The following is a 23,850-nucleotide window of genomic DNA, read 5'->3' on the forward strand; positions in this document are numbered from 1 at the left end:
CCAATGGAAGTGCCTGGCGCGATGACTACTGGCGCATGCCTCGGCCACTTTTGAGCAAATGAATGCACAACAGGTACATGAGGACTGCCGCCACGGCCATGAAGCTGATCGCAATGCTTATACGGATGTCCGAAACCCCCAGAATGCCGTAACGGAACGCATTGACCATGTGCAGAATGGGGTTCGCCAGCGACAGTGTCTGCCAGAACGGCGACAGCAGGTTGATCGAATAGAACACGCCGCCCAGGTAGGTCAGCGGGGTCAGCACGAAGGTCGGAATGATTGAAATATCGTCGAAGTTGCGGGCGTACACCGCGTTGATGAAGCCGCCGAAGGCAAAGATCGTCGACGTCAATGTAATCACCAGAAGCGTCACGCCTAGATGATGGACCTGCAGATCGGTGAAGAACATCGACAGCAGCGTCACGATCAACGCTACCGCCAGCCCGCGGGTAATGCCGCCCAGAGCGAAGCCAATCAGGATCACATGAGGCGATACTGGCGAAACCAGCAGCTCTTCAATCGATCGCTGAAACTTGCTGCTGAAGAAGCTGGAAACCACGTTGCTGTAGGAGTTAGTGATGACCGACATCATGATCAACCCGGGCACGATGTACTGCATGTAAGTGAAGCCATCCATCTCGCCAATCCGCGCGCCGATCAGGTTTCCGAAGATGACGAAGTACAGCACCATGGTGATCGCTGGTGGCAGCAGTGTCTGCGGCCAGATGCGCGTGTAGCGGCGGATTTCGCGGTGGACGATGGTCTGCAACGCGACCAGATTGGGCCGGAATTCTGCGTTCATTTGGCCACCTTGGGCAGGTTGTTTTCCACCATCGAAACGAAAAGCTCTTCCAGCCGGTTGGTCTTGTTGCGCAAGCTCAGCACCTCGATGCCCTGGGCCGACAGCATACGAAACAGGTCGGTCACGCCCTGGCTCTTGTCCACTTGCACCTCGAGGGTGTGATGGTCAACCAGGCGCGCCGGATAGCTGCCAAGCTCTGGCGGGACCAGCTGCGACTCTTTCAGGTCGAGCAGGAAAGTCTCGACATGCAGTTGCTTGAGCAACTCGCGCATGCTGGTGTTCTTGACGATCTGGCCGTGGTCGATGATGCCGATGTTGCGGCACAGCTGCTCGGCCTCTTCCAGGTAGTGTGTCGTGAGGATGATGGTGATGCCCTCACGGTTGAGCTCGGTCAGGAACGACCACATCGAACGGCGCAGTTCGATGTCCACCCCCGCGGTGGGCTCGTCGAGAATCAGCAAGCGCGGTCGGTGGATCAGCGCTCGAGCAATCATCAGACGCCGCTTCATGCCGCCTGACAGCATGCGCGAGGACACGTCACGCTTGTCCCACAGCCCTAACTGGTTGAGGTACTGCTCGGCGCGTTCCTTGGCGACTTTTGCCGGAATACCGTAGTAGCCGGCCTGGGTGACAAGGATGTCGAAGGCCTTCTCGAACTGGTTGAAGTTGAACTCTTGGGGTACAACACCCAGGCAGCGTTTGAGGCCTGAAGGATCGCGATCAAGGTCGTGACCGAACACGTTGACCGTGCCGCCGGTCTTGTTCACCAGCGTGGAAAGGATACCGATGGTGGTGGATTTGCCGGCACCGTTGGGACCCAGCAACGCAAAGAAATCGCCTTCGGCAACGTCCAGGTCAATGCCCTTGAGGGCCTCGAAGCCGTTTCCGTAAACCTTGGTCAACTGCCGAATGGACAGAGCAGTAGTCATATAAGAACGCACACAACACAGAGAGATTCAAAGTACATAAGGGCGCGCTGCGTCAATTGCAACGTCGAAATGCAAACCGCGGAGAACCACCAGGTCACACCAGCGTAAATAAACATGATGACCCGAAGCAGTCACTTCGAACTCGCTTGTGAAGGCTCGGTCATTATCTGATACCAAACGCGTCGTCCTGTCTCTTCACCCCGCTTGCTACAAACGCCTATGCTCAATTTGGACGCCATTCGCTCAACAAGGAAAACCATATGACCCTGCTCTGGCTGCTCGTATTACTCACCGGCATTGCCGTGATTGCCCATTTACGGGTTTCCCCCGTTCCGGCGTTGGCCATTGTTGCAGCGTATCTGGTCCTCATGGGCGCGGCCGACGAGACGCCGACCTGGTTGATGGTCATCCTCTGGCTCATGCTGATTGCGATCGCGGTGCCCTTGCTGGTCACCGACCTGCGTATCAAGTACTTCAGCGGCCCGATGTTCGACTGGTTCAAAAAAGTCCTGCCCCCTATCTCCGACACCGAACGCGATGCGATCGACGCCGGGACAGTCTGGTGGGATGGACAGTTGTTCAGCGGCAAACCTGACTGGGACGTCCTGCTCGGCTATCCAAAGGCCGTCCTGACCGAGGAAGAACAAGCTTTCGTCGATGGCCCGACAGAAACCTTATGCGCCATGGTCAACGACTGGGAAGTTGGCCAGCGCATGGACCTTCCACAAGAAGCGTGGGATTACATCAAGGCCGAAGGATTCTTCGCCTTGATCATCCCAAAGGAATACGGTGGCAAGGGCTTCTCGGCCTACGCCCACTCGCAGATCGTGATGAAACTGGCCACCCGCAGTGGCGACCTTGCGACGACCGTCATGGTGCCCAACTCCCTCGGCCCGGCTGAGCTGTTGATGCATTACGGCACCGATGAACAGCGCAATCACTACCTGCCGCGCTTGGCCAATGGCACCGACATTCCCTGCTTTGCCCTGACCGGTCCCTATGCGGGCTCCGACGCTGGCGCGATGAATGACAGCGGTGTCATCTGCCGCGGTGAATGGGAAGGCGAAGAAGTACTTGGCCTGCGCCTGAACTGGGAGAAGCGCTACATCACTCTCGGCCCAGTCGCCACGCTGCTCGGTGTCGCCTTCAAGACGTACGACCCTGAGCATCTATTGGGCGATGAGGAAGAGTTGGGCATTAGCCTCGCGCTGATTCCGACCGATACTGCTGGTGTCGAGATCGGTCGCCGTCACCTGCCCCTTGGCGCTGCGTTCATGAATGGCCCGAACTGGGGCAAGGATGTGTTCGTGCCGCTCGAAGCCATCATCGGCGGACGTGACATGATCGGCAAAGGCTGGATGATGCTGATGAACTGCCTGTCAGTCGGGCGTTCGATTTCATTGCCAGCGACAGGCGCCAGCGCGGCCAAGACCTGCAGCTATGTCAGCGGCCGCTATGCGCAAATCCGCGAGCAGTTCAACGTGCCGCTGGCGGCCTTTGGAGGTATTCAGGAACCGCTTGCGCGCATCGGCGGCAATGCCTGGTTGATGGACAGTGCACGAATCCTGACGGCCAACGCAGTCGACCTTGGAGAAAAACCTTCAGTGCTGTCGGCGATTCTCAAATATCACCTGACCGAGCGCGGCCGCGAGTGCATCACCGACGCCATGGATATCCATGGCGGCAAAGGCATCATCATGGGCCCCAGCAACTATCTCGGCCGCATGTGGTTGTCTGCACCCATTTCGATTACGGTCGAAGGGGCGAATATCCTCTCGCGGAACCTGATGATCTTTGGCCAAGGCGCGATCCGCTGCCATCCGTTCGTACTGCGCGAGATGGAGCTGGTTCATGAGCCAGACCGCGACGCTGCAATCAAGAAGTTCGACGGGTTGCTGATGCAGCACATCGGTTTCGCCGTCAGCAACACCGCCAGCACCCTGGTGCTCGGGCTGACGTTCGGCCTGTTCGGCAAGGCGCCAGGCAACGACCTGACCCGCCCCTACTTCCGCGCGCTGGATCGGATCGCCGCCGCGTTCGCCATGCTTGCCGACCTGTCCATGATGTTGCTCGGCGGCGAACTCAAGCGTCGTGAGCGCCTCTCCGCGAGGCTGGGCGATGTGCTCAGCCATCTGTATCTGGCATCCGCTGCGCTCAAGCATTATCACGACCTGGGCCACCCAGTCGAGCAAGCACCGCTGCTGCGCTGGGCGATGGAAGACTGCCTCAGCAAGGCTGAGCAAGCCCTGGCCGATACGCTGGCGAATTTCCCCAACCGCCTGCTTGGCGGCGTGCTGAAGGTTCTGGTATTTCCGTTTGGTGCCCGCCACAAGGGGCCGTCTGATGCGCTTGATGCCGAAGTCGCCGCAATTCTCGGTCGCCCGGAAGGAGACCCGGCCTTGGAGCAGATTCTCGAGGGCGTCTACCGGCCACAAGGGCGCGAGGAAGCCTTGGGTGCATTGCGAGACGCGTTCGACACCCTGGCGGCATCGCAACCGCTGCAAAAGAAGCTGCACAAAGCGCTCAAGGCCGGTGATATCCAACCTGCCGCCGGAGAGGACCCGATCAGCGCCGCACTCGCAGCAGGCGTACTCGATCCCGCCGAGGCAGAGCAGCTGACCGCTGCGGAAGCGGCCCGCCGCAAAGTCATCAGCGTAGATGATTTCGCCAAGGAGCCTCTTGAGCTACCCGAAGGCAAGACTCGCTAGCCCTGCCTGCTACCCAGTCCACTTGTAGGCTCTGCCAAGCGCCGCGCTCACGCGCGATGCTTGGCGAGTCGCTCCTCTCGGCGTCGCGTGCCGTCATCGGCCAGCACCGACTCAGGCGATGTTTGCGTACACGAGCAAGCCAACGCTCACCTTGGCACCAAGGGCCTTTGCGCAGCTATCCGACGTCCGTACCGAACCCAGCACCGCGACCCGAGTCAACTAGACACGCCCCAATTAATCCGCGCGCCTTTATAATCGCGCGCCCAATCGATTCAGGTGAACCATGGCCAACCCTTATCACGATCACAACCTGGCGCTTCTGGCCCATCTGCGCGGCATCCTGCTTGCCATGGGTGAAACCGAACAGGTTTCGGAAGAAAGCCATGCGCTGTTTCTCGAGCGGTTCGACGAGCTGATCATGAACCTGCAGGACGTGCCAGAAGAGCGCCATATGGGTCAGGACATGATCTGCCAGGTCTTTCACCGCTACCCGCAGATTGCACATCTGGTTCCGCGCGACCTGCTCTGGTACTTCGGCGGTGATTGCCTGCACTTCATGCCGGACGAAGAGATCGAAATTTTCCAGCAGCTGGAAGAACGTCGCTATGAAGCAGAGCAGAACGACGAGCCGTTTGATTGGAATATGGAAAGGCAGCTGATGAGCATGCCTGAAGAGAGCCCGCGCCACTAAGTCGCCGCCCAACCTATACAGAAAACAGCGTCTACGACGAGGCGGATATCTTTGGTTTCGGTTGACCGGTGCTAAAGCTGGAATGGCTTCGCGCAGCACTTTAAACACTACTCAGCCGACCTGAGCCCTGCCCGCCTTCTAGCGGATAACACCCCGTTTAGCCTGAGTCAGTGCTGTACCCAGCGTATTGCACAATGCGGACGTTGCTCTTTGCATCGACCGACGGGTTTAGCCCACAAGCGAAGCGCTCACCGGCTTTGTTCCGACACGTGCAGCAGTCAACAGCCGCGACCGTTTTACCATCCGCCAGCTTAAGTCAGCGCCACGGCTAGAATCTGTCCGATGTGGCTACACGGCATCAGCCTCACCCCGCCGCTGAAATTGGCAGCTCTTGGAAATCCGGCCCTAGATGTCTGGCCGATTAGATGGATGCTCGACATGGCCCTGAACAGATAGCGTCGCGGGTGTCAGGACAAAACTGATTCCTTGAGCCAAGCTTGTAGCTCGACGGGACTCTCTGGCTGGCCTGAACGGAGAGCTGTCAACACTATTGCTCCAGCTCAGAGCTGAACGTCGCGGAGGGAATAAGCTCTTCGGGGAAAATCCGCTTCGTTTTGAATCCTCGGCCGAAAATGCTGCCCAAGCTGCATACGCAATGCGTCGACAATCAGATACTCAAGTGATTCAGTCACTTATGGATATAACGGCACGCCGCCCACTCTTGGCAGCCTGCCTTCACGGATAAATTGCTCAAGGTTGTTTTGCTATGACGTCGTTATTAGCCCCCATCAGCTCGCTGCTGGGTGGAGTTGCATTTCTCCTGCTCGGCCACGGATTGCTGAACACGCTGCTGACGCTGCGCGGCATTGAAGAAGGCTATTCCACCGGGCTGATCGGCCTGCTGATGTCCGGCTATTTCGCCGGCTTTCTCGTCGGCACCTGGTTGGCGCCTTCGCTGATCCGGCGCATTGGCCACATCCGCACCTTCGCTTTCTACGCCGCACTCGCCTCGGTCGCCGTGCTGCTGCACGTGCTGATCGTCAATCCATGGGTGTGGTTGGTGCTGCGGGTGATGTACGGCGTCGCCCTCGTCACGCTGTATATGGTGATCGAAAGCTGGCTCAATGCGCAGGTCAGCGGCGAAAAGCGCGGCCAGGTGTTCGCCCTGTACATGGCCGTCAACCTCGGCTCGCTGGCTGCGGCTCAGCAGTTGCTAAGCCTCGACAGCCCGATGAATTTCACGTTGTTTGCGCTTGCCGCGATCCTCATCTGCGCAGCCCTGATGCCGATTACCTTGACGCGTCAGGCACAGCCCGCGCAGCCCGACATGCCGGCTACAGATCTCTTGCAGCTGGCGCGAATCGCCCCATTGCCCTTGATGGCTGCGGGAATTTCCGGCCTGACCCTCGGGGGCTTCTGGGGCCTCGCGCCAGTCTATGCCTCGCAAACCGGTTTCGACGCCTCAGGCGTCGGCCTGCTTATGAGTATCACCATTCTCGGAGGCGCCGTTCTGCAGTGGCCTATCGGGCTGTTCTCCGACAAGCATGACCGCCGCCTGGTCTTACTCTGGGTTGTGGCAATTGCCGCGGTGATCGGCGGTTTGATCACTCCCTTGACCTCCGGTCCGCTGCTGCTGGGAATGATGTTTCTCTGGGGTGGCTTGGCCTTCTCCATTTATTCGATCGCTGTCGCGCAGATGGTCGACCAGTTGCACCCCGACGAGATTCTGTCCGGTTCCAGCGGCCTGTTGCTGGCGAACGGCTTCGGCGCGGCCTTCGGCCCGGTTATAGCAGGCGGCCTGATGAGCTTTTTCGGGCCCAAAGCGCTGCCTGTCTTCTTCGCCGTCACCCTGGCGTTTCTGGCGCTGTATTCCTACTTCCGCGCGCGCCGCGTGTTCGATCTGGTGACCGAGCCGCACGGCCACTTCACGCCGATGCTACGCACCAGCCATACCGTGCTCGAGCTGATGCCGGATACGCCGGAGGGCGAGGTCGCCGAGGCGGACATTCTCGACCAAGGCCAGCAGCCACTCGACGAAGAAGAGGTCGCCGAACCGCGCACCGGCACGCATTCTTAAGCAACTGACGTGGGTCCGCTTGCGCGAGGGATCGTGGCCCTTCGGATCTGACCTGACACAGGGCCCGGTCAAACCGGCCCAGCCGCATCCTGTCCGCAGGCGGGGCCGTGCTGCTGACGAGCGTCAGAAATCCACTTTGCCGCGTCCGGCCTTGATCGCACCGCGCTTGGTCTTGCCTTCCAGGCGCCGCTTCTTGGACCCCAGCGTTGGGCGTGTCGGGCGGCGCGCTTTTTCCACTTTCGTCACGCTACGGATGAGTTCGGCCAGACGCTCCAGAGCATCGGCGCGGTTCTGCTCCTGGGTACGGTACTGCTGCGCCTTGATCACTATCACACCATCGCCTGTGATGCGGCTGTCGCGAAGCGCCAGCAAGCGCTCCTTGTAGAACGCGGGCAATGAAGACGCGGTGATATCGAAGCGCAAGTGCAGCGCACTGGATACCTTGTTGACGTTCTGCCCGCCGGCACCCTGCGCGCGGATGGCAGTCAGTTCGATCTCGCTGTCGGCTAGTTGCACGTTGTTGGATATGTCGAGCATCGGTCCTACATCAGTTGGAATCGGAGGTCATTGTCCACAACAGGAGCCTCGCGGACATGTTTTTATATGATTTGGAGCCGCTACGGTACTGCCAGTTCGGCTACCGTAGCGCACTCGGAAAAGATGGAATCGCGCATGGACTCGATAACCCAAGCCCTTCTCGGTGCCACTGTGCAGGCGACCCTGCTGGGCCGATGGCAAGGCCGCAAGGCGCTGCTCTACGGTGCAGTGCTCGGCACCCTACCTGATCTAGATGTGGTCATCGATTACGGCGATGCCATCGCCGACATGACCTATCACCGAGGCTTCAGCCATTCATTGTTCGTTCTCAGTTCACTGGCCGTTGCGCTGGCTTGGCTGGCGCGTCGAATAAGGCCTGATCCCAATTACAGCAGCATGCGGCTTTTTCTCACGATCTGGCTGGTGTTAGTGACCCATGTACTGCTCGACGCCTTCACCAGTTACGGCACCCAGCTGTTCTGGCCGCTGACCACGCCGCCGGTGGCATGGTCCAGCGTGTTCATCATCGACCCTCTGTACAGCCTCCCGCTGTTGCTGGCCGTGCTGGTTGGCGTGATTGTCGGTGTGAAGGGCCGCAGCCCCCGCTGGGCTGCGAGCGCACTGCTGCTGTCGTCGCTCTACTTGGGCTTTACGCTCACTGGCAAGCAGATGGCCGAGCAGCGCGTGGAAGCGGCAATGAACGCACAGGGTATACAGGCCAGCCAGCTGTTCAGTACGCCGACACCGTTTAACAGCCTGTTGTGGCGAGTCATTGTCATTGAAGGCGATCAATACTACGAAGCGCTGGTGAGCTGGTTCGATGAAGAACCACCTGAACTGGTGAGTATTCCTCGCGGCGAGCGGCTCGCCACAGCTCTTCGCGAATCGCCGCAGCATGCTCGCTTGCAATGGTTTACCGGCGACGTGCTCCGTTACGATGAGGTGGGAGGCCAGCTGCTGGTGACAGATTTGCGTCTCGGCATGACTGGTTTTCATCCCTTCCGCTTTGCTCTCGCCGAGCGTAACGGCGCGGGCTGGGGGCTGATTCCCTACGTCGAGCGACTGCCCGCCGAACGCGGCGATCTTGACCGGCTCAAGCAGATCTGGCTGCGCATCTGGCAGCAACAGCCGGGCCTGCCACTGGCAGAGTGGGCAGCAGACCTTAACCGGCCCGGCTGACCGCGACGCCCCCTCTACTGGGAAGCTCGCTGGTGTTTTCAGATCGCAATAAAAAAGCCCCGGCAGACCGGGGCTTTTTTTATTTCACGGGTGCAACCTTCAGGTACGAAAACGCGCCACCAGCCCCTGCAGCTCAACGCCAAGGCGCGCCAGCTCAGCACTCGCTGCGGCGGTCTGCTCGCTACCGCTGGCGCTTTGCTCGCCAATGTCACGCACACGAGTCACGCTCTCGGAGATGTTTTCCGCTACAGCGCTCTGCTGCTCAGCTGCAGCGGCGATCTGCTGGTTCATCTGCTCGATGGTTGAGACCGATTCGGTAATGCGACCGAGCGCACTGCCCGCTTCGTTCGCCAGGCCAACGGTGCGCTGGGTCAGGCTTCGGCTGGTCTGCATTTGCTCGACAGCCTTATGCGCCACCCGCTGCAGGTTGGCGATCAGCCCTTCGATTTCCTCGGTAGAGTCGTGAGTGCGACGAGCCAGGGCGCGGACTTCGTCCGCCACAACAGCGAAACCGCGGCCCTGCTCACCGGCACGGGCAGCCTCGATTGCGGCATTGAGCGCAAGCAGATTGGTCTGCTCAGCCACCGCTCGAATCACCTCGAGTACGGTGCCGATGCGGCCGCTTTCGGTATTCAGCTCTTCGATGGCGTGAGCGGAGTGCTCGACTTCGCTGGACAGGCTGCCAATCTGGCCGATGGCCTCTTGCACGACCCGATCGCCCTGGCGCGCCTGCTGGTCAGCCTGTCGGGCGGCATGCGAGGCCTGCTCAGCGTTCTGCGCAACTTCCTGAACGGTGGCCGCCATTTCGTGCATGGCCGTAGCAACCTGTTCGGTTTCAACCCGCTGCTTCTGCACGCCGGCGCTGGTTTGTGCAGTCACCGCCGAAAGCTGTTCAGCTGCGGTCGCTATCTGACCGACACCTCCACCAATGCGACCGATCAGGGTGCGCAGACTGTCGGTCATGCCGTACATGGCTTGCTGCAGCTGACCGAGCTCGTCGCGACGGGTGACTTTCTGCGACTGGGTCAGATCGCCTTCAGCCACCCGCTGAGCCAGCTGTACGGTATAACGCAGCGGAACGACGATCATGCGAGAGATTGCCGTGGCGGCCATTAAGCCGATCACCACAGCCAGAACGCTGATAACTCCGAGCAGCATATAGGCGCTGCGGCGCTGGTCCTGCATCGCCTCGGTTGCGCCAGCCAGCGCCTTCTCGGCTGTATCCAGGATGCGTTGAGCCTGAGCCACCATCGCCTGTTCCAGCGCGACGCGCTCGATCCGGTTGCTGCGGAAGTCACCGAATGCCTGCTGGTAGGTTGCCAGTGCGGCGAGCGCACCATCCATGGTGGTCTTCTGCTCGTCGTTGAGCCAGGTTTTCAGACTGCTGCCGATGGTTGTCACGTCCTGATAGGACTCGTTCCAGCTATCCACCGCGGCTTGAGCGCTATTAGCAATGAACATGCTTTCGAACGTACGCAGATCGAGGATGCGTTTTGTCAGGCCAGAAGCCGCTTCAGCGATGGTCAGCGGATCACTGCCTGTCAGACGGTCACCTTCAAGGCGCAACACACGCACCGCGTCGTACATATCCAGCTCGATGTACTCGAATTCCTCACGGCTTTTCTGCGCCGCCTCGGCCATGCGCTCCCGAAGCGCTATGCCCTTGTCGATCAACTGACCGTATTGGGTGAACTTGTCTGCATACTCTGCAGCATTACTGCGAATCTGCTGCAGCGCCTGCTGGTCTTCTTCGGGCACGCTTCCGGCAAGCTCGTCCAGTTCCTGATTGAGCTTGGCCAAGGTGCTGCGCAAGGCGGCAGCGGACGCGTCACTCCGAGTCAGCGCAAAGTCACGCTCCAGGCCACGGGCCTCAAGGACAGCGGCGTTGATCCGTAACAGCTGATTCATCTGATACGAACGGGTCAGAATCGAGTCCACAGCATAGAAGCCGGTTCCGGCGACTCCCAGCGTCAGCAACAGGACCATGGCAAAGCCGCACAGCAGCTTCTTGCCTACGGAAAGGTTGGCGAATATATCGACGGACTGCATCTTAACTTCCTAGATAGATGAGATAGGCACAGCCATGAAGTCGGCAGGCTGCGACTAAAGTTGAACCCAAATTCTGATCATTTTAATCAGGCATTAATGGCACCGGGCCGGCCCGAGAGAGAAGCGGCGGAACGGAAGAACCGACCCGCTAGGCAAGCACAGCTTCAATGCTGCTGGAGATGCCCGTAAAGCTTGGCATAGAGCCCTCCGTCGGCGATCAGCTGCTGGTGATCGCCCTGCTCCGCGATGCGCCCGCCATCGAAAACGAGCACCCGATCAGCCTGCTTCACCGCCGATAAACGGTGAGCGATGATTAGCGTCGTGCGACCTTGCAGGAAACGGTTGAGCCCCTGATGCAAGGCATATTCGGTGGCTGCATCCAAGGCCGATGTCGCCTCATCGAGAATGACCACCTTGGGCTCGGCCAGCACCATGCGCGCCACGGCCAGTCGTTGTCGCTGGCCGCCGGAAAGACGCACGCCAGAACGACCGACAATGCTGTCCAGCCCGGCTGGTAATTGGCGAATCGTATCAGCCAGCTGAGCGATTTCCAGCGCGCGCCAGCACGCCTGATCATCCCGTTCACGACCCATCAGCAGGTTGGCGCGCACCGTGTCGTTGAACAGAGCCGGATGCTGCAGCACCACCGCGACGTTGTCGCGAACCGTGGGCAAGCCGATGTCGCGCACTTCGACACCGGCGAAGCGGATATGCCCCGCCTGCGGCTGATAGAGGCCCAGCAGTAACTGCACCAAGGTGCTCTTGCCGCCGCCGCTGGCGCCGACAATGGCCACCTTCTCCCCTGCTGAAATGGTCAGATCCAACCCTTCCAGCACCGGCTCATCCTGATAGGAAAAGCAAAGACCCTGAACATCGATGTCAACGGTATCTCGCCCCGCGAACGGGTCCTGACCGCCGGCATACTGCGGTTCATCGGCACGCGCCAGCAGCTGGTTGATACGGCTCAGCGCACCGCCTGCCGCATAGAAGGCGTATTGCAGATTGAGCAGCTGCTCAACCGGACCAATCATGAACCACAGGTAGCTGAACACCGCGAGCATCTGCCCGATGGACAGATCGGAGAACAGCACCGTGAGCATGGCCGCGGCGCGAAAGATGTCTATACCGAACTGAAACAGCAGACCGCTGGCGCGATTGGAGGCGTCCGTCTTCCATTGCGAAGCGACCGCGTGATCCCTGACCTCTCGGGCCTTCAGACCCAGGCGTCCAAGGAAGAAGCCCTGCCGGTTGCCGGCGCGGACTTCCTGGATCGCATCCAGCGTCTCAGTGAGCGCCTGGGTGAACAGCGAAGTGCTGTCGTTTTCCAGCTTCTTCAGATGCTTGACCCGCTTGCCCAACTGCACCGTTGCGTAGATCACCAACGGATTGAACAGGAGGATCAACAGCGCCAGCTGCCAATGCATCCAGAGCAGGATCGCCGCCGTACCGATAATGGAAAGCACGGCGACCAACAAACGGCTAAGCGTCTCGCCAATAAACTTGTCGATGGTCTCCAGATCGGTGACCAAGTGGGCAGCAACGGTTCCGCCACCCAGGCTTTCGTACTCGCTGAGGGCGATTCGCTTGAGTCTTTCGATCAAGCGCACTCGGATGCGATAGACCAGATCCTTCGACAGCCGAGCGAACAGCCGGGCCTGCAGCACGTTGAAGGCCAGCGCTGATGCGCGCAGCAGCAGCGTCACGCAAAGCATCAAACCGATATAGCCGAGCGCCGTCTGCCACTCTGGCGGAAGAAAGTTGTTCATTATTTCGAGTGCTGCGTCGCCCTGCTTCAGCAGCACCTCATCAACCAGCAACGGCAGCAGCAAGGGGATCGGCACGCTACACAGCGTCGCCAACACCGCGACAAGGTTGGCCAGCACCAAGGCTTTACGATGGTGCAGCGCGAGGCGGCGGATTTCGGCCCAGCTGAGCTGATCAGGCATTTATGTTGTGATCCAGCCAGCGTGTCAGCAGTGGTGCCAGCGCCTCGAGCGGTTGGTACCCGTTCGTCACCAGCGCCAGCTGACCTTCGTGTTCAGCCAGTAAGGTAGGAAAACCGGCAATGCCGAGATTGCGGGACCAATCGAAATCCGCGACGGTGGCATCGCGGGCAGCCTGAGAATCGAAACGATCAGCGAACTCGATGCGCGGAACCCCGGCGGTTTCGGCCAGCTCAACCAGCTCCTGAGGCAGCGTGACATTGCGCCCTTCGACATAGAACGCGCGCTGAATCAGCCCGGCAAGACGCCAGGCGACCTGAGGATCAAGACTGCGCGCAGCGACCAGGGCGCGGCAAGCCGGCTCGGTGTCATAGACCAGCCCTTCTGGAAGACCCGCCTCGAAGTTGAAGGGCTGACCGCTCGCCTCGTGTACCGCATGCCAATAAGAAGCCGTGCGGTCGCGAGCCGCCTGGTCCATTGCGGTACGCTCCTGGCGCAATCCTCCGACGACGAGATCCGCACCTACTCCACGAGCCTGCGCCTGTTCGATCAGAGCTTGCACGACCGGTGCGAAACCCCAGCACCATGAGCACATCGGGTCCATCACATAGATCAGTCGGCTGCTCATCGGCGCTCCGGTTCTATCAGGTTGAAGCGCGTCTAGCGCGCCTCCGGACTGTACGGTTAAACACCCGCCTTGCGATAGTTGTAGCCGATAGGGTGTGGCTGGTTGCGCTTGAGCGCCAGTTCGATCTGCTTCTGCCGCTCACGCGCACTGTGGCGCGTCTTTTCGCTGAGGTTATCCCAGCAGTGCGGGCAGCTGATGCCTGAAGCGTAGTGCTCGGATTGGCGGTCCTCCAGCGAAATCGGTGTGCGGCAGGCGTGGCACTGGTCGAAGTCGCCCTCGGTGAGGTCATGGCGGACGGTGACGCGGTTGTCGAACACGAAGCAGTCGCCGCGCCAACGGGTTTCTTCCTGCGGTACTTCTTCGAGGTATTTGAGGATGCCGCCCTTGAGGTGATAGACCTCCTCAAAGCCCTCGCCGAGCATGTAGCTGGAGGCCTTCTCGCAGCGGATACCGCCGGTGCAGAACATCGCGACCTTCTTGTGTTTGGCCGGATCGTAGTGAGCCTTGATGTAGTCCGGAAACTCGCGGAAGGATTTCGTCTGCGGGTCGATTGCGCCTTCAAACGTCCCGATGGCCACTTCGTAGTCGTTACGGGTATCGATCAGCAGCACTTCCGGGTCTTCGATCAGCGCGTTCCAGTCCTTCGGGTCGACATAGGTGCCGACGCGCTGGTTGGGATCCACGCCCTCCACACCGAGGGTGACGATTTCCTTCTTCAGCTTGACCTTGGTGCGGTAGAACGGCTGCTCATCGCAATAGGACTCTTTGTGGTCGATATCCGCCAGGCGCTCATCGGTAGCAAACCAGGCGAGCAAGGCATCGATCCCTTCGCGGGTGCCGGACACGGTGCCGTTGATACCTTCTTCCGCCAGCAACAGCGTGCCTTTGATGCCATTGGCCTCAAGGGTTTCGAGCAGGGGTTCACGCAACGCGACGTAGTCCGGCAGGGAGACGAACTTGTACAGCGCCGCGACGACGATCTTCTGGGTCATGCGGGTATTTCCTCCAGTGGTCACCCACGCAAAGGGCGGACCGGGAATGCGAAAACGACAACGCCGGCGTGAGCCGGCGCGGCGCGCATTCTAGCAATAATTGCAGGACAGGCTTCAAGCCGCCCGGCAGCTGACTACTTATGTCCCCCGGCACAGACCGGGGACGCCGGTGCGACGCCCTGCTCGGCCCACTCTTGCGGGGTATAGGTGTGCAGGGCGAGTGCGTGAATCTGCGGCATCAGGTCGCCCATGGCCGCGTAGGCGCGCTGGTGGCGCTTGACAGCATTCAGACCAGCAAACTGTTCGCTGACGATCACCGCCTTGTAATGGGTTTCCTGACCACGGCTGTGCATGTGGCTTTCATCCAGCACCTGCAGATACTGAGGTTGCAGTGCGCCTTGCAGCGCGTCTTGGATAAGGTCGATCTTGGGCATGCCGGGCGTGCTCCGTCAGGGTTTTTTCTGGGTATCGAGTTCGGCCGTCATTTCTGCCAGCAGTTTGTTCACCTGAGGCACGGCGCTTTCCAGCTTGGCCTGGGTGACCTGCGCCGAGCGTGCATTTAGCTCCGGCAATTTGGTCAGCATTTTCTTGCCCAGCGCCGACTCGTAGAAGTCGTTCAACTGGGTCAGTTCCTGCTCGGTGAAGGTTTCGGTATAGAGCTTGATCAGATCGGGTTTAACTTTTTCCCAGCCGATCGCCTTGTCCAGTGCGGCATCCGCCTTGGACTGGTATTGCTCGAGAAGCGCGCGTTTGCTTTCCGGTGCCCGAGTCTGTTCAAAGCGTTGGGCGAACATCTGCTGCACCTGGCCGTAGACCGGCACCGACAGCCGATCGGCATTGACCAGTTCCAGAAAACGCTCAGCCTGAGTTGCGTGGCTGGCGCTGTCCGCGCTGGCCTGACCACTGAGCAGCGCGATCGACAGAGCGCTACAAAGGCCGAATGTACGAAGCATGTGCATGAGATGATCCTTGGCGATCGTTAGGTGAGCCTCAATGGACACATTCTGCGCGCTGAGTTCCCGTCGCTCAAGGCACACTGCAGGCCAGATTGAACCTGTGCCCGCTGCCAGCGACCTAACAGGGATACCTCATTAATGGAGCACGGCATGACACGCACCGAAACCGACAGCCTGGGACCTGTGGAAGTACCTGAGCAGGCATATTGGGGCGCTCAGACACAACGTTCCCTGATCAATTTCGCTATCGGTGAGCAGCGCATGCCGCTCGCCGTCTGCCATGCGCTGGCGCTGATCAAGAAAGCTGCGGCGCGAGTAAACGACCGCATAGGCGACTTACCGCCGGACATCGCCCGCCTGATCGAACAGGCCGCGGACGAGATCCTTCATGGTCAACACGACGATCAGTTTCCGCTGGTGGTCTGGCAAACCGGCAGCGGCACCCAGAGCAACATGAACGTCAATGAGGTCATCGCCGGACGCGCCAACGAGCTGGCCGGTGGTGCGCGCGGCGGCAAGAGCCCGGTCCACCCCAACGACCACGTCAACCGTGCACAGAGCTCCAACGACTGTTTCCCTACCGCCATGCACATCGCCATTGCGCGGTCGATCCAAGAGGACCTTCTGCCTGCAATCGCCGAGCTGTCTGGCGGCATTGCTGAGCAGGCGGCGCGACACGGCGGGCTGGTCAAGACTGGGCGCACCCACATGATGGATGCGACGCCCGTCACCTTTGGCCAGGAGCTATCCGCTTTCGTGGCGCAGCTGGACATTGCCGAACAATCCATTCGCCACGCGCTGCCTGCAGTCTATGAACTGGCTCAAGGTGGCACCGCGGTGGGTACTGGGCTTAACGCCCCGCACGGCTTCGCCGAAGCTATTGCTGCCGAGCTGGCCGCGCTGTCCGGCCTGCCGTTCGTTTCGGCACCTAACAAGTTTGCGGCCCTGTCTGGCCATGAACCTCTGGTGGCCCTCTCCGGCTCACTGAAGACGCTGGCGACCGCGCTGATGAAGATCGCCAATGACCTGCGCCTGCTGGGCTCGGGCCCACGGGGTGGTTTCGCCGAGGTGCGTTTACCTGCCAACGAGCCGGGCAGTTCGATCATGCCGGGCAAGGTCAATCCAACTCAGTGCGAGGCACTGTCCATGCTTGCCTGCCAGGTCATGGGCAACGACGTTACCGTTGGTTTCGCCGCGAGCCAGGGTCATCTTCAGCTCAATGTGTTCAAGCCGGTGATCGTGCACAACATGCTTGAGTCGATCCGGCTGTTGGCTGACGGTTGCCGTAACTTCAACACTCACTGCATCGTCGGCCTGGAGCCGGATGCCGGGCGTATGGCCGAGCATCTGGAGCGAGGGCTGATGCTGGTGACCGCGCTGAACCCGCACATCGGTTATGACAAGGCAGCCGAGATCGCCAAGAAGGCCTACGCCGAAGGCACTACCCTGCGTGAGGCGGCGCTGGCGCTTGGCTATTTGACCGACGAGGAGTTCGACCAGTGGGTCCGACCGGAAACCATGCTCGAATCCAGTCGCAGCTGAGCTGAGGCAGCGATCTGGCCGCGGGGTGGTGGGCTGAAGCCCACCCTACAAGCCTCGGTCGCCAGACTGCGGTAACAAAAAAACCCGCGCCAGGCGCGGGTTTTTATTTATCTGACTGCCTCAGCGTACGGCTTCAAACAGCCCCGATGCGCCCATGCCGCCGCCCACACACATGGTCACCACGCCGTAACGCTGATTGCGGCGCTGCAGCTCACGAATGAGATGGCCCGCAGTCCGTGAGCCGGTCATGCCAAACGGGTGACCGATGGAGATCGACCCGCCGTTCACGTTGAACTTCTCGTTGTCGATGCCGAGTGTGTCGCGGCAATAGAGGCACTGAGAAGCGAAGGCTTCGTTAAGCTCCCAGAGATCAATGTCGCTGACCTGCAGGCCGCGCGCCTGAAGCAGACGCGGAACCGAGAACACCGGGCCGATGCCCATTTCATCCGGCTCGCAACCCGCGACGGTGAAACCACGGAAATAGGCACGCGGCTTCAGACCCAGCTCCAACGCCTTGTCCAGGCTCATCACCAGCGTCATCGAGGCACCGTCGGACAACTGCGACGCGTTGCCAGCGGTGACGGAGCCGTCATCCGCGAACACGGGCTTGAGCGACGAGAGATTCTCCAGCGTCGTATCGGGACGGTTGCAGTCGTCGCGATCAACCACGCCTTCATGTTCGGCGCGCTCGCCAGTGGCCTTGTCTTCAGTGAAGTAGCGGACGTTCATCGGTACGATTTCGTCTTGGAACAGACCTTCGGCCTGGGCCCGCGCCGTGCGCTGCTGGCTTTGTAGCGAGTATTGATCCTGCTGCTCGCGGGTCACGTTGTAGCGGCGCGCAACCATCTCAGCGGTCTGACCCATGCTGTGATACAGCCCTGGGACGCGCTCCTGCAGGATCGGATTGAAGAGGTTGTCACTGTTGCGGCTCTTGGCCGTCATGGTGATCGACTCGACGCCGCCAGCAACAATGATGTCGCTGCAGCCTGAAGCGATCTGGTTGGCCGCGATGGCGATCGATTGCAGGCCAGACGAACAGAACCGATTGAGCGTCATGCCCGCGCACTGAATGCCCAGGTTCGAGAGAACCGCCACGTTACGGCCGATGTTGTAGCCCTGAGCGCCTTCGTTTGAACCGGCACCAACGATGCAGTCCTCGACCAGCTTGGGATCCAGGTCGTTGCGCGACAGCAGCGCATTGACGCAATGGGCCGCCATGTCATCGGGGCGGGTCATGTTGAACTTGCCGCGGAAGGACTTGGCCAGGCCGGTCCGGACGCTGTCGACGATCACTACTTCACGCATGGCATACCTCGAATGGTTTGGGCGGCCGCGACGGGGGCGACCGGCCTGTTGACGATGGGTCGAGCATAGTTCCGGCCCATTGCCAAAGGCGACGACCATTCAGCAGGGATATGGCCGGCCATTGTCTCCCCTCCCTTTGCAACCTCAGCTGATCGCAGCGTCCAGCGCATCGTTGAGCGTTCGTAACACCTTCACCCGAGCGAAGCGCTTGTCATTGGCCTCCACCAGTGTCCAGGGCGCTATTTCGGTACTGGTGCGGTCGACCATGTCCGCTACCGCATTACTGTAGTCGTCCCATTTTTCACGATTTCGCCAGTCTTCCTCGGTGATCTTGAAGCGCTTGTGCGGGGTATCTTCGCGTTCCTTGAATCGCTCCAGCTGCGTCTGTTTGTCAATCGATAGCCAGAACTTCACCACCACCACGCCGGCATCGACCAGCTGTTCCTCGAACTCATTGATTTCGGTGTAGGCCCGCAGCCATTCATCCGGCGAGCAGAAGCCCTCGACCCGCTCGACCAGCACTCGGCCATACCAGGACCGGTCAAAGATGGTGAACTGCCCGCGGGCCGGGACGTTGCGCCAGAAGCGCCACAGCCAGGGTTGCGCCAGTTCGTCCTCGCTGGGCGCGGCGATCTGTATGGTGCGATACAGCCGCGGATCCAGTGCACCGGTAACCCGGCGAATGGCGCTACCCTTGCCTGCCGCATCGTGGCCCTCGAACAGGGCCAGCACCCCCCGCTTGCGTAGTCGCGGATCGCGCAGCAGCTGACTCAGTCTCGCCTGCTCCTGCCCCAGTTGCTCCTTGTAGTGGTCCTTGCTAAGCGACTGGTGCATGTTGAGGCTGTCGAGCAGGCTTGCCTGGTCGAGATTCAGCTCGACGGTTGCCGTGTGCGGCTGAGTCAAGGGTTGTTCGGCGGCGTCCAGCGCCGCGTTCAGCCCTTCGAGCAACAGCCGGCCGGCGGTCAGGCTGCGGTATCGTTCGTCGCTTCCTTCAATCACGTACCAGGGCGCAAAGTCCCGGCTGCTGCGACGCAGGATCAGTTCACCGTGCTTGACGAACCGGTCGTAGGTTTTCGACTGCTGCCAATCCAGCGGGCTGATACGCCAGCTGTGCAGTGGGTCATCCTTGAGCGACTCAAGCCGCTGCTGCATGCGGTCCTTGGACAAGTGAAACCAGAACTTGAAGATCAGCATGCCCTCGGCGCAGAGCATCCGCTCGAAACGTTGAGCGCGGTCGATGGCAAGCTGAAGATCGGTCTTCTTGATTCGACGATGAACGCGATCCTCAAGCATCTTGCTGTACCAGTTACCGAAGAAAATCCCGGTTTGCCCCTTGGGCGGGAGCCGTCTCCAGTAGCGCCAGGCTGGAGGATGCGAAAGTTCTTCGTCGGTGGGCACATCGAAGCTATCAACGCGGATCAACCGTGGGTCCATCCATTCGTTGAGTAGCTTGATCGTCTCGCCTTTGCCAGCGCCCTCAATGCCATTGATCAGGATCAGCACCGGAAACCGTGCTTGCTCCCTGAGGCGGTACTGCGCCTGCAGAAGCGCTTCGCGCAGGACAGGCACCTCTTTGTTGTAGGTGTCCTTGTCGATGGTGTGACCGATTTCCGCGGACTCGAACATCTTGAACTCCAAGAAAGGATGCTGTGATGAACCCTAGCAGGCCGAGACAGCTGCAGTACTGATGTAGCACCGCCTGTTTGCGCTGGTGCGCAAGCTTGCACGCCTATCGATGCGACAAAGCGCGCCCGCAGCAGGTTTCGCGCGGCTGCTAGAATCGCGGTCTTTCACCGCAGGAAACGTCGATGTCCGCCCCGCTCCACACCGGTTTTCAGCATGCCGAACTCGACTGGGACGAGAACGGCCAGCCGCAATCCCGGCAGTATGGTGACGTGTACTTTTCCCGCGGCTCCGGCATGGCCGAAACCACCCACGTGTTTCTGCGACCCAATCGGCTGGCCGAACGTTTCGCTGCCCTTCACGCCGGAGAACGCCTGGTGATTGGCGAAACGGGCTTTGGCACCGGTCTCAGCTTCCTTTGCGCGTGGGCGCTGTTCGAGCGCACTGCGCCTGCCAATAGCGCCTTGCACTTTGTCAGTGTTGAAAAGCACCCCCTCACGCACGACGACCTGTGTCGTGCCCTGGCTTTGTGGCCGGAACTGCATGACCAGGCGCGGCAGTTGCTGGATCAGTATGTGGCGATCAACCCGGGGTTCCAGCAGTTTCGCTTTGGCCAGGTGACGCTGACACTACTGGTCGGCGATGCGCTCGAGAGGCTCAAAGAGCTGGATGCGCGGGTAGATGCCTGGTTTCTCGATGGCTTCGCACCGCCAAAGAACCCGGACATGTGGCAGCCCGAGCTGTTCGAGCAGGTGGCGCGGCTGTCGGCTCCAGGTGCAACCCTGGCAACCTTCAGCAGCGCCGGCAGCGTACGGCGAGCACTCAAGGAAGCGGGCTTCGAGGTCAAGCGGATTCCCGGCTTAGGCCATAAGTGGGAAAACCTGCAGGGCCAGCTTGTCACGCCGCGAGAAACCCCGCAGACCCCTTGGTTCGCGCGCCCTTCGCATCAACCGGCGCAGCGCAAAGCGCTGGTGATTGGCGCAGGCCTCGCGGGTTGCGCCAGCGCCGCCAGCCTGGCGGCGCGCGGATGGCAGGTGGCACTGCTGGAACGGCACGACGATATTGCCCAGGAGGGTTCTGGCAACCCGCAGGGCGTGCTCTATTTGAAGCTCTCAGCGCACGGCACCGCGCTCTCGCAGCTTGTGGCCAGCGGCTTTGGCTACACCCGCCGGCTATTGCACAACCTGCAGCGCGGACAGGACTGGGATGCCTGCGGCGTGCTGCAGCTCTCCTTCGATCATAAGGAAAGCGTCCGCCAGGCGGCACTTTCCAACGCCTTCCCGCCCGGTCTTCTGCATGCGGTGCCGCGCGAAGAGGCCGAGCGGCTGGCGGGCGTAGTGCTGGACCATGGGGGGCTGTTCTATCCGGATGCCGGCTGGGCGCACCCACCAGCGCTGTGTCGCTGGCTGATCAAGCACCCGTCGATCGAGTTGCATCGCCATCGGCACCCGCTCGAACTGCGTCGAAGCGGCGAGCAATGGCAGGCGCTGGCCGGCGATGAGCTGCTGGCCGAGGCGCCGGTCGTGATTCTGGCCGGCGCTGCCGATGCCAAGCGGTTCAGTCAAAGCGCCTGGCTGCCACTCAAGCGGATTCGCGGGCAGATCACCGCCCTGCCGGCGAACGAACAAAGCGCCGCATTGCGCACCGTGTTGTGTGCCAAGGGATATGTCGCCCCGCCACGTGAGGGTCAGCATACGCTGGGGGCGAGTTTCAATTTTGCCGAGGCCGATCCCGCGCCGAGCGCTGCTGAACATCATTCGAATCTGGACATGCTCAGGGAGATTTCCGGCGATCTGCATCAGCGCCTGGACGCCGACAGCTGCGACACAGACCAGCTGCAAGGACGTGTCGCGTTCCGCTGCACCAGCCCCGACTATCTACCCATCGTTGGCGCCCTAGCCGATCCGGAATGTTTCGCCGAGACCTATGCGGTGCTGGCAAAGGATGCCCGCCAGGTGCCCGATAAGCCGTGCCCCTGGCTTGACGGGCTGTACGTGAACACCGCCCACGGCTCGCGCGGCCTGATTACCGCGCCCCTGGCCGGGGAATTGCTCGCAGCCTGGCTGAATGACGAACCCCTGCCAGTGCCGCGAGCCATCGCCGAAGCCTGCCATCCCAATCGATTCCTGCTGCGCAAACTCATCCGCCGGACCGACTGACTGACCGCGATCGCCTGGCGCTCGCACGCCAGGCACGCAGCCTTGAACAGGCCGTAGTACTAGCTTCGACGAAACGGCTCGTCCCAAAACGGACGGGAAGTTTCGGTTTCGATATCGGCCCGGCTCAAGCCGATGTCCTTGAGCATCTCGTCGCTCAATGCCGCGAGCTGCTGACGCTGACGATACAGCGCATGCCAGCGACTTAATTGCTGCCAGACCGCACGCAACGACCGGCTGAACGAGTAATGGGCCGTTGTGCTTCTGACGCAAGGTTGAACGAACTCAGCATGGCTTTTCATCTGGGATACCTCCGAGTGGATGGCGTCAGTGTCCTGCCCGGCTTATGATCAATCCAACGAATGTTTCTGATGGCGTACATCTCGGAGATTGATGAATGGCCAACTACCCCAGTATCGATGCAGAGCTGCTGCGCAGCTTTGTGGCGATTGCCGATCACGGCGGCTTTACCCGAGCGGCTGAAGCCGTCAATCGCACGCAATCGGCGATCAGCATGCAAATGAAGCGTTTGGAGGAGGACGTGCTGCAACGGTCGGTATTCGAGCGCGATGGACGTCAGGTCAAACTCACCGCCGAGGGCCAGATCCTGCTCGGTTACGCCAGGAGAATCCTCAAACTGCACGGCGAGGTGCTGACGACCTTGCGCGAACCGCACATGGTCGGCTCGGTGCGCATTGGTACCCCGGACGACTATGTAATGCGCTTCCTGCCGGGCATCCTGTCGCGCTTCGCGCAGGCCTATCCGCTGGTCCAGGTGGAGGTGCATTGCGAACCGTCTTATCAGTTACTGCAGCGGCGCGACCTGGATCTGTCCATCGTCACCCGCGAGCCGGGCACCGAGATCGGTCAGCTGCTGCGCCGAGAGCGTTTCGTCTGGGCCGAAGCGCCTGGCTTCAACACCCATGAACAACGGCCCATGCCACTGGCCATGTTCAATACCGACTGCTTCTGCCGGGCTTGGGCCTGCAACGCCCTGGACAGCCTGGAAGTACCCTACCGGGTCGCCTATACCAGCCCCAGCCTTTCGGCGCTGATGGCTGTGACCAACGCGGGACTTGCGGTGACCGCGCAGCTGCAGAGCCTGGTGACAGCGGATATGCGCGTGCTGGGCGAAGCCGAGGGGATGCCGGAGCTGCCTTCGTGCAGCATTGTCCTGCTGCGCAACGATCGCAATCAGTCTCAGGTCAGCGAGACCCTGGCGGAGCATATCGTCGAAGGTTTTCGTCTGTAGCGGGTCGGTCGATCAGCGCGGCGTCGGCTAGTCTTCCGAACCGCATATCGACGCGGCGCGCAGTAACGCCGCGGTAATCCCGTGCTGCTCCCACTCCGGCAGCGCCGAAAATCGCGCAACGAACTCGGGCGGTAACAGCGAAGGCGCCTGCTGTTGCAGTGCCCGCCCCTCGTCAGTCAATAACAGCCACTGACGACGGCGGTCCTGATCATCCCGTTGGCGCAACAACAGTCCGCGTTCAGCAAGGCGGTCGAGTTGCCCGGACAGCGTCGCTGGCGTCAGGCTGACGCGCTTGCTCAAAGCGCTGGCGGTCAGCTGCCGTTCGCTGGCCAGCACCTGCAGAATCATCAGCTGCACCGGGCTCAGCCCACCGAAACGGGCCAGTCGCTTGGCATGCATCTCGGCGTCTTGCTGCAACCGGCGCAAGGCCTGAAACAGAGACAATTCAAGGTTACCTTCCGCCACCTCAATAGTTTCA

The 23,850-nt window shown here is 60.7% G+C and carries 20 protein-coding genes; 7 read left to right on the forward strand and 13 right to left on the reverse strand.

The genetic code is table 11. The features are described 5' to 3' along the window. Positions 1-25 precede the first annotated feature (25 nt). On the reverse strand, positions 26-805 hold the full coding sequence (locus ACSSNI_RS12040; protein WP_159968515.1) for an ABC transporter permease: 780 nt from the start codon (positions 803-805) through the stop codon (positions 26-28). Then, positions 802-1,734 (reverse strand): ABC transporter ATP-binding protein, encoded by a 933-nt coding sequence (locus ACSSNI_RS12045; RefSeq protein WP_102834561.1) that lies wholly within the window; start codon positions 1,732-1,734, stop codon positions 802-804. The genes ACSSNI_RS12040 and ACSSNI_RS12045 overlap by 4 nt, the downstream gene beginning before the upstream one ends. Positions 1,735-1,994: 260 nt before the next feature. On the opposite strand from ACSSNI_RS12045, the gene ACSSNI_RS12050 reads away from it, so the two are divergent. The 3 genes from ACSSNI_RS12050 (at position 1,995) to ACSSNI_RS12060 (ending at position 7,210) form a co-directional block, all read left to right on the forward strand. After that, complete coding sequence (locus tag ACSSNI_RS12050; RefSeq protein ID WP_200638066.1) at positions 1,995-4,442, forward strand: acyl-CoA dehydrogenase; 2,448 nt, start codon at positions 1,995-1,997, stop codon at positions 4,440-4,442. Between the two features lie 283 nt (positions 4,443-4,725). Then, entirely contained in the window at positions 4,726-5,133 is a 408-nt protein-coding gene (locus ACSSNI_RS12055; protein ID WP_148924933.1) for a PA2817 family protein, read from the forward strand. Between the two features lie 766 nt (positions 5,134-5,899). Next, on the forward strand, positions 5,900-7,210 hold the full coding sequence (locus ACSSNI_RS12060) for an MFS transporter (protein ID WP_102834564.1): 1,311 nt from the start codon (positions 5,900-5,902) through the stop codon (positions 7,208-7,210). 123 nt (positions 7,211-7,333) lie between these two features. Here ACSSNI_RS12060 and arfB read toward each other — a convergent pair whose 3' ends face one another. Beyond that, on the reverse strand, positions 7,334-7,747 hold the full coding sequence (arfB, locus tag ACSSNI_RS12065; RefSeq protein WP_200638064.1) for an alternative ribosome rescue aminoacyl-tRNA hydrolase ArfB: 414 nt from the start codon (positions 7,745-7,747) through the stop codon (positions 7,334-7,336). Positions 7,748-7,882: 135 nt separating this feature from the next. Here arfB and ACSSNI_RS12070 point away from each other — a divergent pair, with 135 nt between their 5' ends. Next, positions 7,883-8,926: a metal-dependent hydrolase gene (locus ACSSNI_RS12070; RefSeq protein ID WP_200638062.1), complete on the forward strand. Its 1,044-nt coding sequence runs from the start codon at positions 7,883-7,885 to the stop codon at positions 8,924-8,926. A 99-nt stretch (positions 8,927-9,025) separates the two neighbouring features. Here ACSSNI_RS12070 and ACSSNI_RS12075 read toward each other — a convergent pair whose 3' ends face one another. The 6 genes from ACSSNI_RS12075 to ACSSNI_RS12100 form a co-directional block, all read right to left on the reverse strand. Beyond that, positions 9,026-10,975: a HAMP domain-containing methyl-accepting chemotaxis protein gene (locus tag ACSSNI_RS12075; RefSeq protein WP_200638060.1), complete on the reverse strand. Its 1,950-nt coding sequence runs from the start codon at positions 10,973-10,975 to the stop codon at positions 9,026-9,028. Between the two features lie 164 nt (positions 10,976-11,139). Next, positions 11,140-12,921, reverse strand: a complete 1,782-nt coding sequence (locus ACSSNI_RS12080; protein ID WP_200638059.1) for an ABC transporter ATP-binding protein — start codon at positions 12,919-12,921, stop codon at positions 11,140-11,142. Beyond that, the gene (locus ACSSNI_RS12085; RefSeq protein WP_200638058.1) at positions 12,914-13,546 is read right to left on the reverse strand and encodes a DsbA family protein; all 633 of its coding nucleotides are present in this window, start codon (positions 13,544-13,546) and stop codon (positions 12,914-12,916) included. Before ACSSNI_RS12085 ends, ACSSNI_RS12080 begins: the two co-directional genes overlap by 8 nt. 56 nt (positions 13,547-13,602) lie before the next feature. Next, positions 13,603-14,538, reverse strand: coding sequence for an oxygen-dependent tRNA uridine(34) hydroxylase TrhO (gene trhO, locus ACSSNI_RS12090; RefSeq protein WP_200638057.1), 936 nt, complete (start codon positions 14,536-14,538; stop codon positions 13,603-13,605). A 134-nt stretch (positions 14,539-14,672) separates the two neighbouring features. Then, complete coding sequence (locus ACSSNI_RS12095) at positions 14,673-14,972, reverse strand: BolA family protein (protein ID WP_200638056.1); 300 nt, start codon at positions 14,970-14,972, stop codon at positions 14,673-14,675. Between the two features lie 15 nt (positions 14,973-14,987). Continuing rightward, complete coding sequence (locus tag ACSSNI_RS12100; RefSeq protein ID WP_200638055.1) at positions 14,988-15,497, reverse strand: DUF2059 domain-containing protein; 510 nt, start codon at positions 15,495-15,497, stop codon at positions 14,988-14,990. A gap of 147 nt (positions 15,498-15,644) precedes the next feature. On the opposite strand from ACSSNI_RS12100, the gene ACSSNI_RS12105 reads away from it, so the two are divergent. Further along, positions 15,645-17,036 carry a class II fumarate hydratase gene (locus tag ACSSNI_RS12105; protein ID WP_148924924.1) on the forward strand — a complete coding sequence of 464 codons (1,392 nt, stop codon included), beginning with the start codon at positions 15,645-15,647 and terminating at the stop codon, positions 17,034-17,036. A 120-nt stretch (positions 17,037-17,156) separates the two neighbouring features. On the opposite strand, the gene ACSSNI_RS12110 is transcribed toward ACSSNI_RS12105, so the two are convergent. Continuing rightward, positions 17,157-18,341 (reverse strand): thiolase family protein, encoded by a 1,185-nt coding sequence (locus ACSSNI_RS12110; protein ID WP_200638054.1) that lies wholly within the window; start codon positions 18,339-18,341, stop codon positions 17,157-17,159. 144 nt (positions 18,342-18,485) lie between these two features. After that, a complete protein-coding gene (gene pap, locus ACSSNI_RS12115; RefSeq protein ID WP_200638052.1) occupies positions 18,486-19,967 on the reverse strand; it encodes a polyphosphate:AMP phosphotransferase in 1,482 nt (493 codons plus the stop codon). A gap of 182 nt (positions 19,968-20,149) precedes the next feature. On the opposite strand from pap, the gene mnmC reads away from it, so the two are divergent. Beyond that, positions 20,150-22,123: a bifunctional tRNA (5-methylaminomethyl-2-thiouridine)(34)-methyltransferase MnmC2/FAD-dependent 5-carboxymethylaminomethyl-2-thiouridine(34) oxidoreductase MnmC1 gene (gene mnmC / locus ACSSNI_RS12120; RefSeq protein ID WP_200638050.1), complete on the forward strand. Its 1,974-nt coding sequence runs from the start codon at positions 20,150-20,152 to the stop codon at positions 22,121-22,123. A 59-nt stretch (positions 22,124-22,182) separates the two neighbouring features. On the opposite strand, the gene ACSSNI_RS12125 is transcribed toward mnmC, so the two are convergent. Continuing rightward, on the reverse strand, positions 22,183-22,422 hold the full coding sequence (locus tag ACSSNI_RS12125; RefSeq protein WP_200638048.1) for a DUF1127 domain-containing protein: 240 nt from the start codon (positions 22,420-22,422) through the stop codon (positions 22,183-22,185). A 95-nt stretch (positions 22,423-22,517) separates the two neighbouring features. Here ACSSNI_RS12125 and ACSSNI_RS12130 point away from each other — a divergent pair, with 95 nt between their 5' ends. Further along, entirely contained in the window at positions 22,518-23,372 is an 855-nt protein-coding gene (locus ACSSNI_RS12130; protein ID WP_102834578.1) for a LysR substrate-binding domain-containing protein, read from the forward strand. Positions 23,373-23,399: 27 nt separating this feature from the next. Here the strand turns inward: ACSSNI_RS12130 and ACSSNI_RS12135 are convergent, their stop codons facing one another. Next, on the reverse strand, positions 23,400-23,771 hold the full coding sequence (locus ACSSNI_RS12135) for a MarR family winged helix-turn-helix transcriptional regulator (protein ID WP_200638201.1): 372 nt from the start codon (positions 23,769-23,771) through the stop codon (positions 23,400-23,402). Positions 23,772-23,850 lie beyond the last annotated feature (79 nt).

The sequence above is a fragment of the Stutzerimonas tianxiuensis genome (assembly GCF_053470365.1).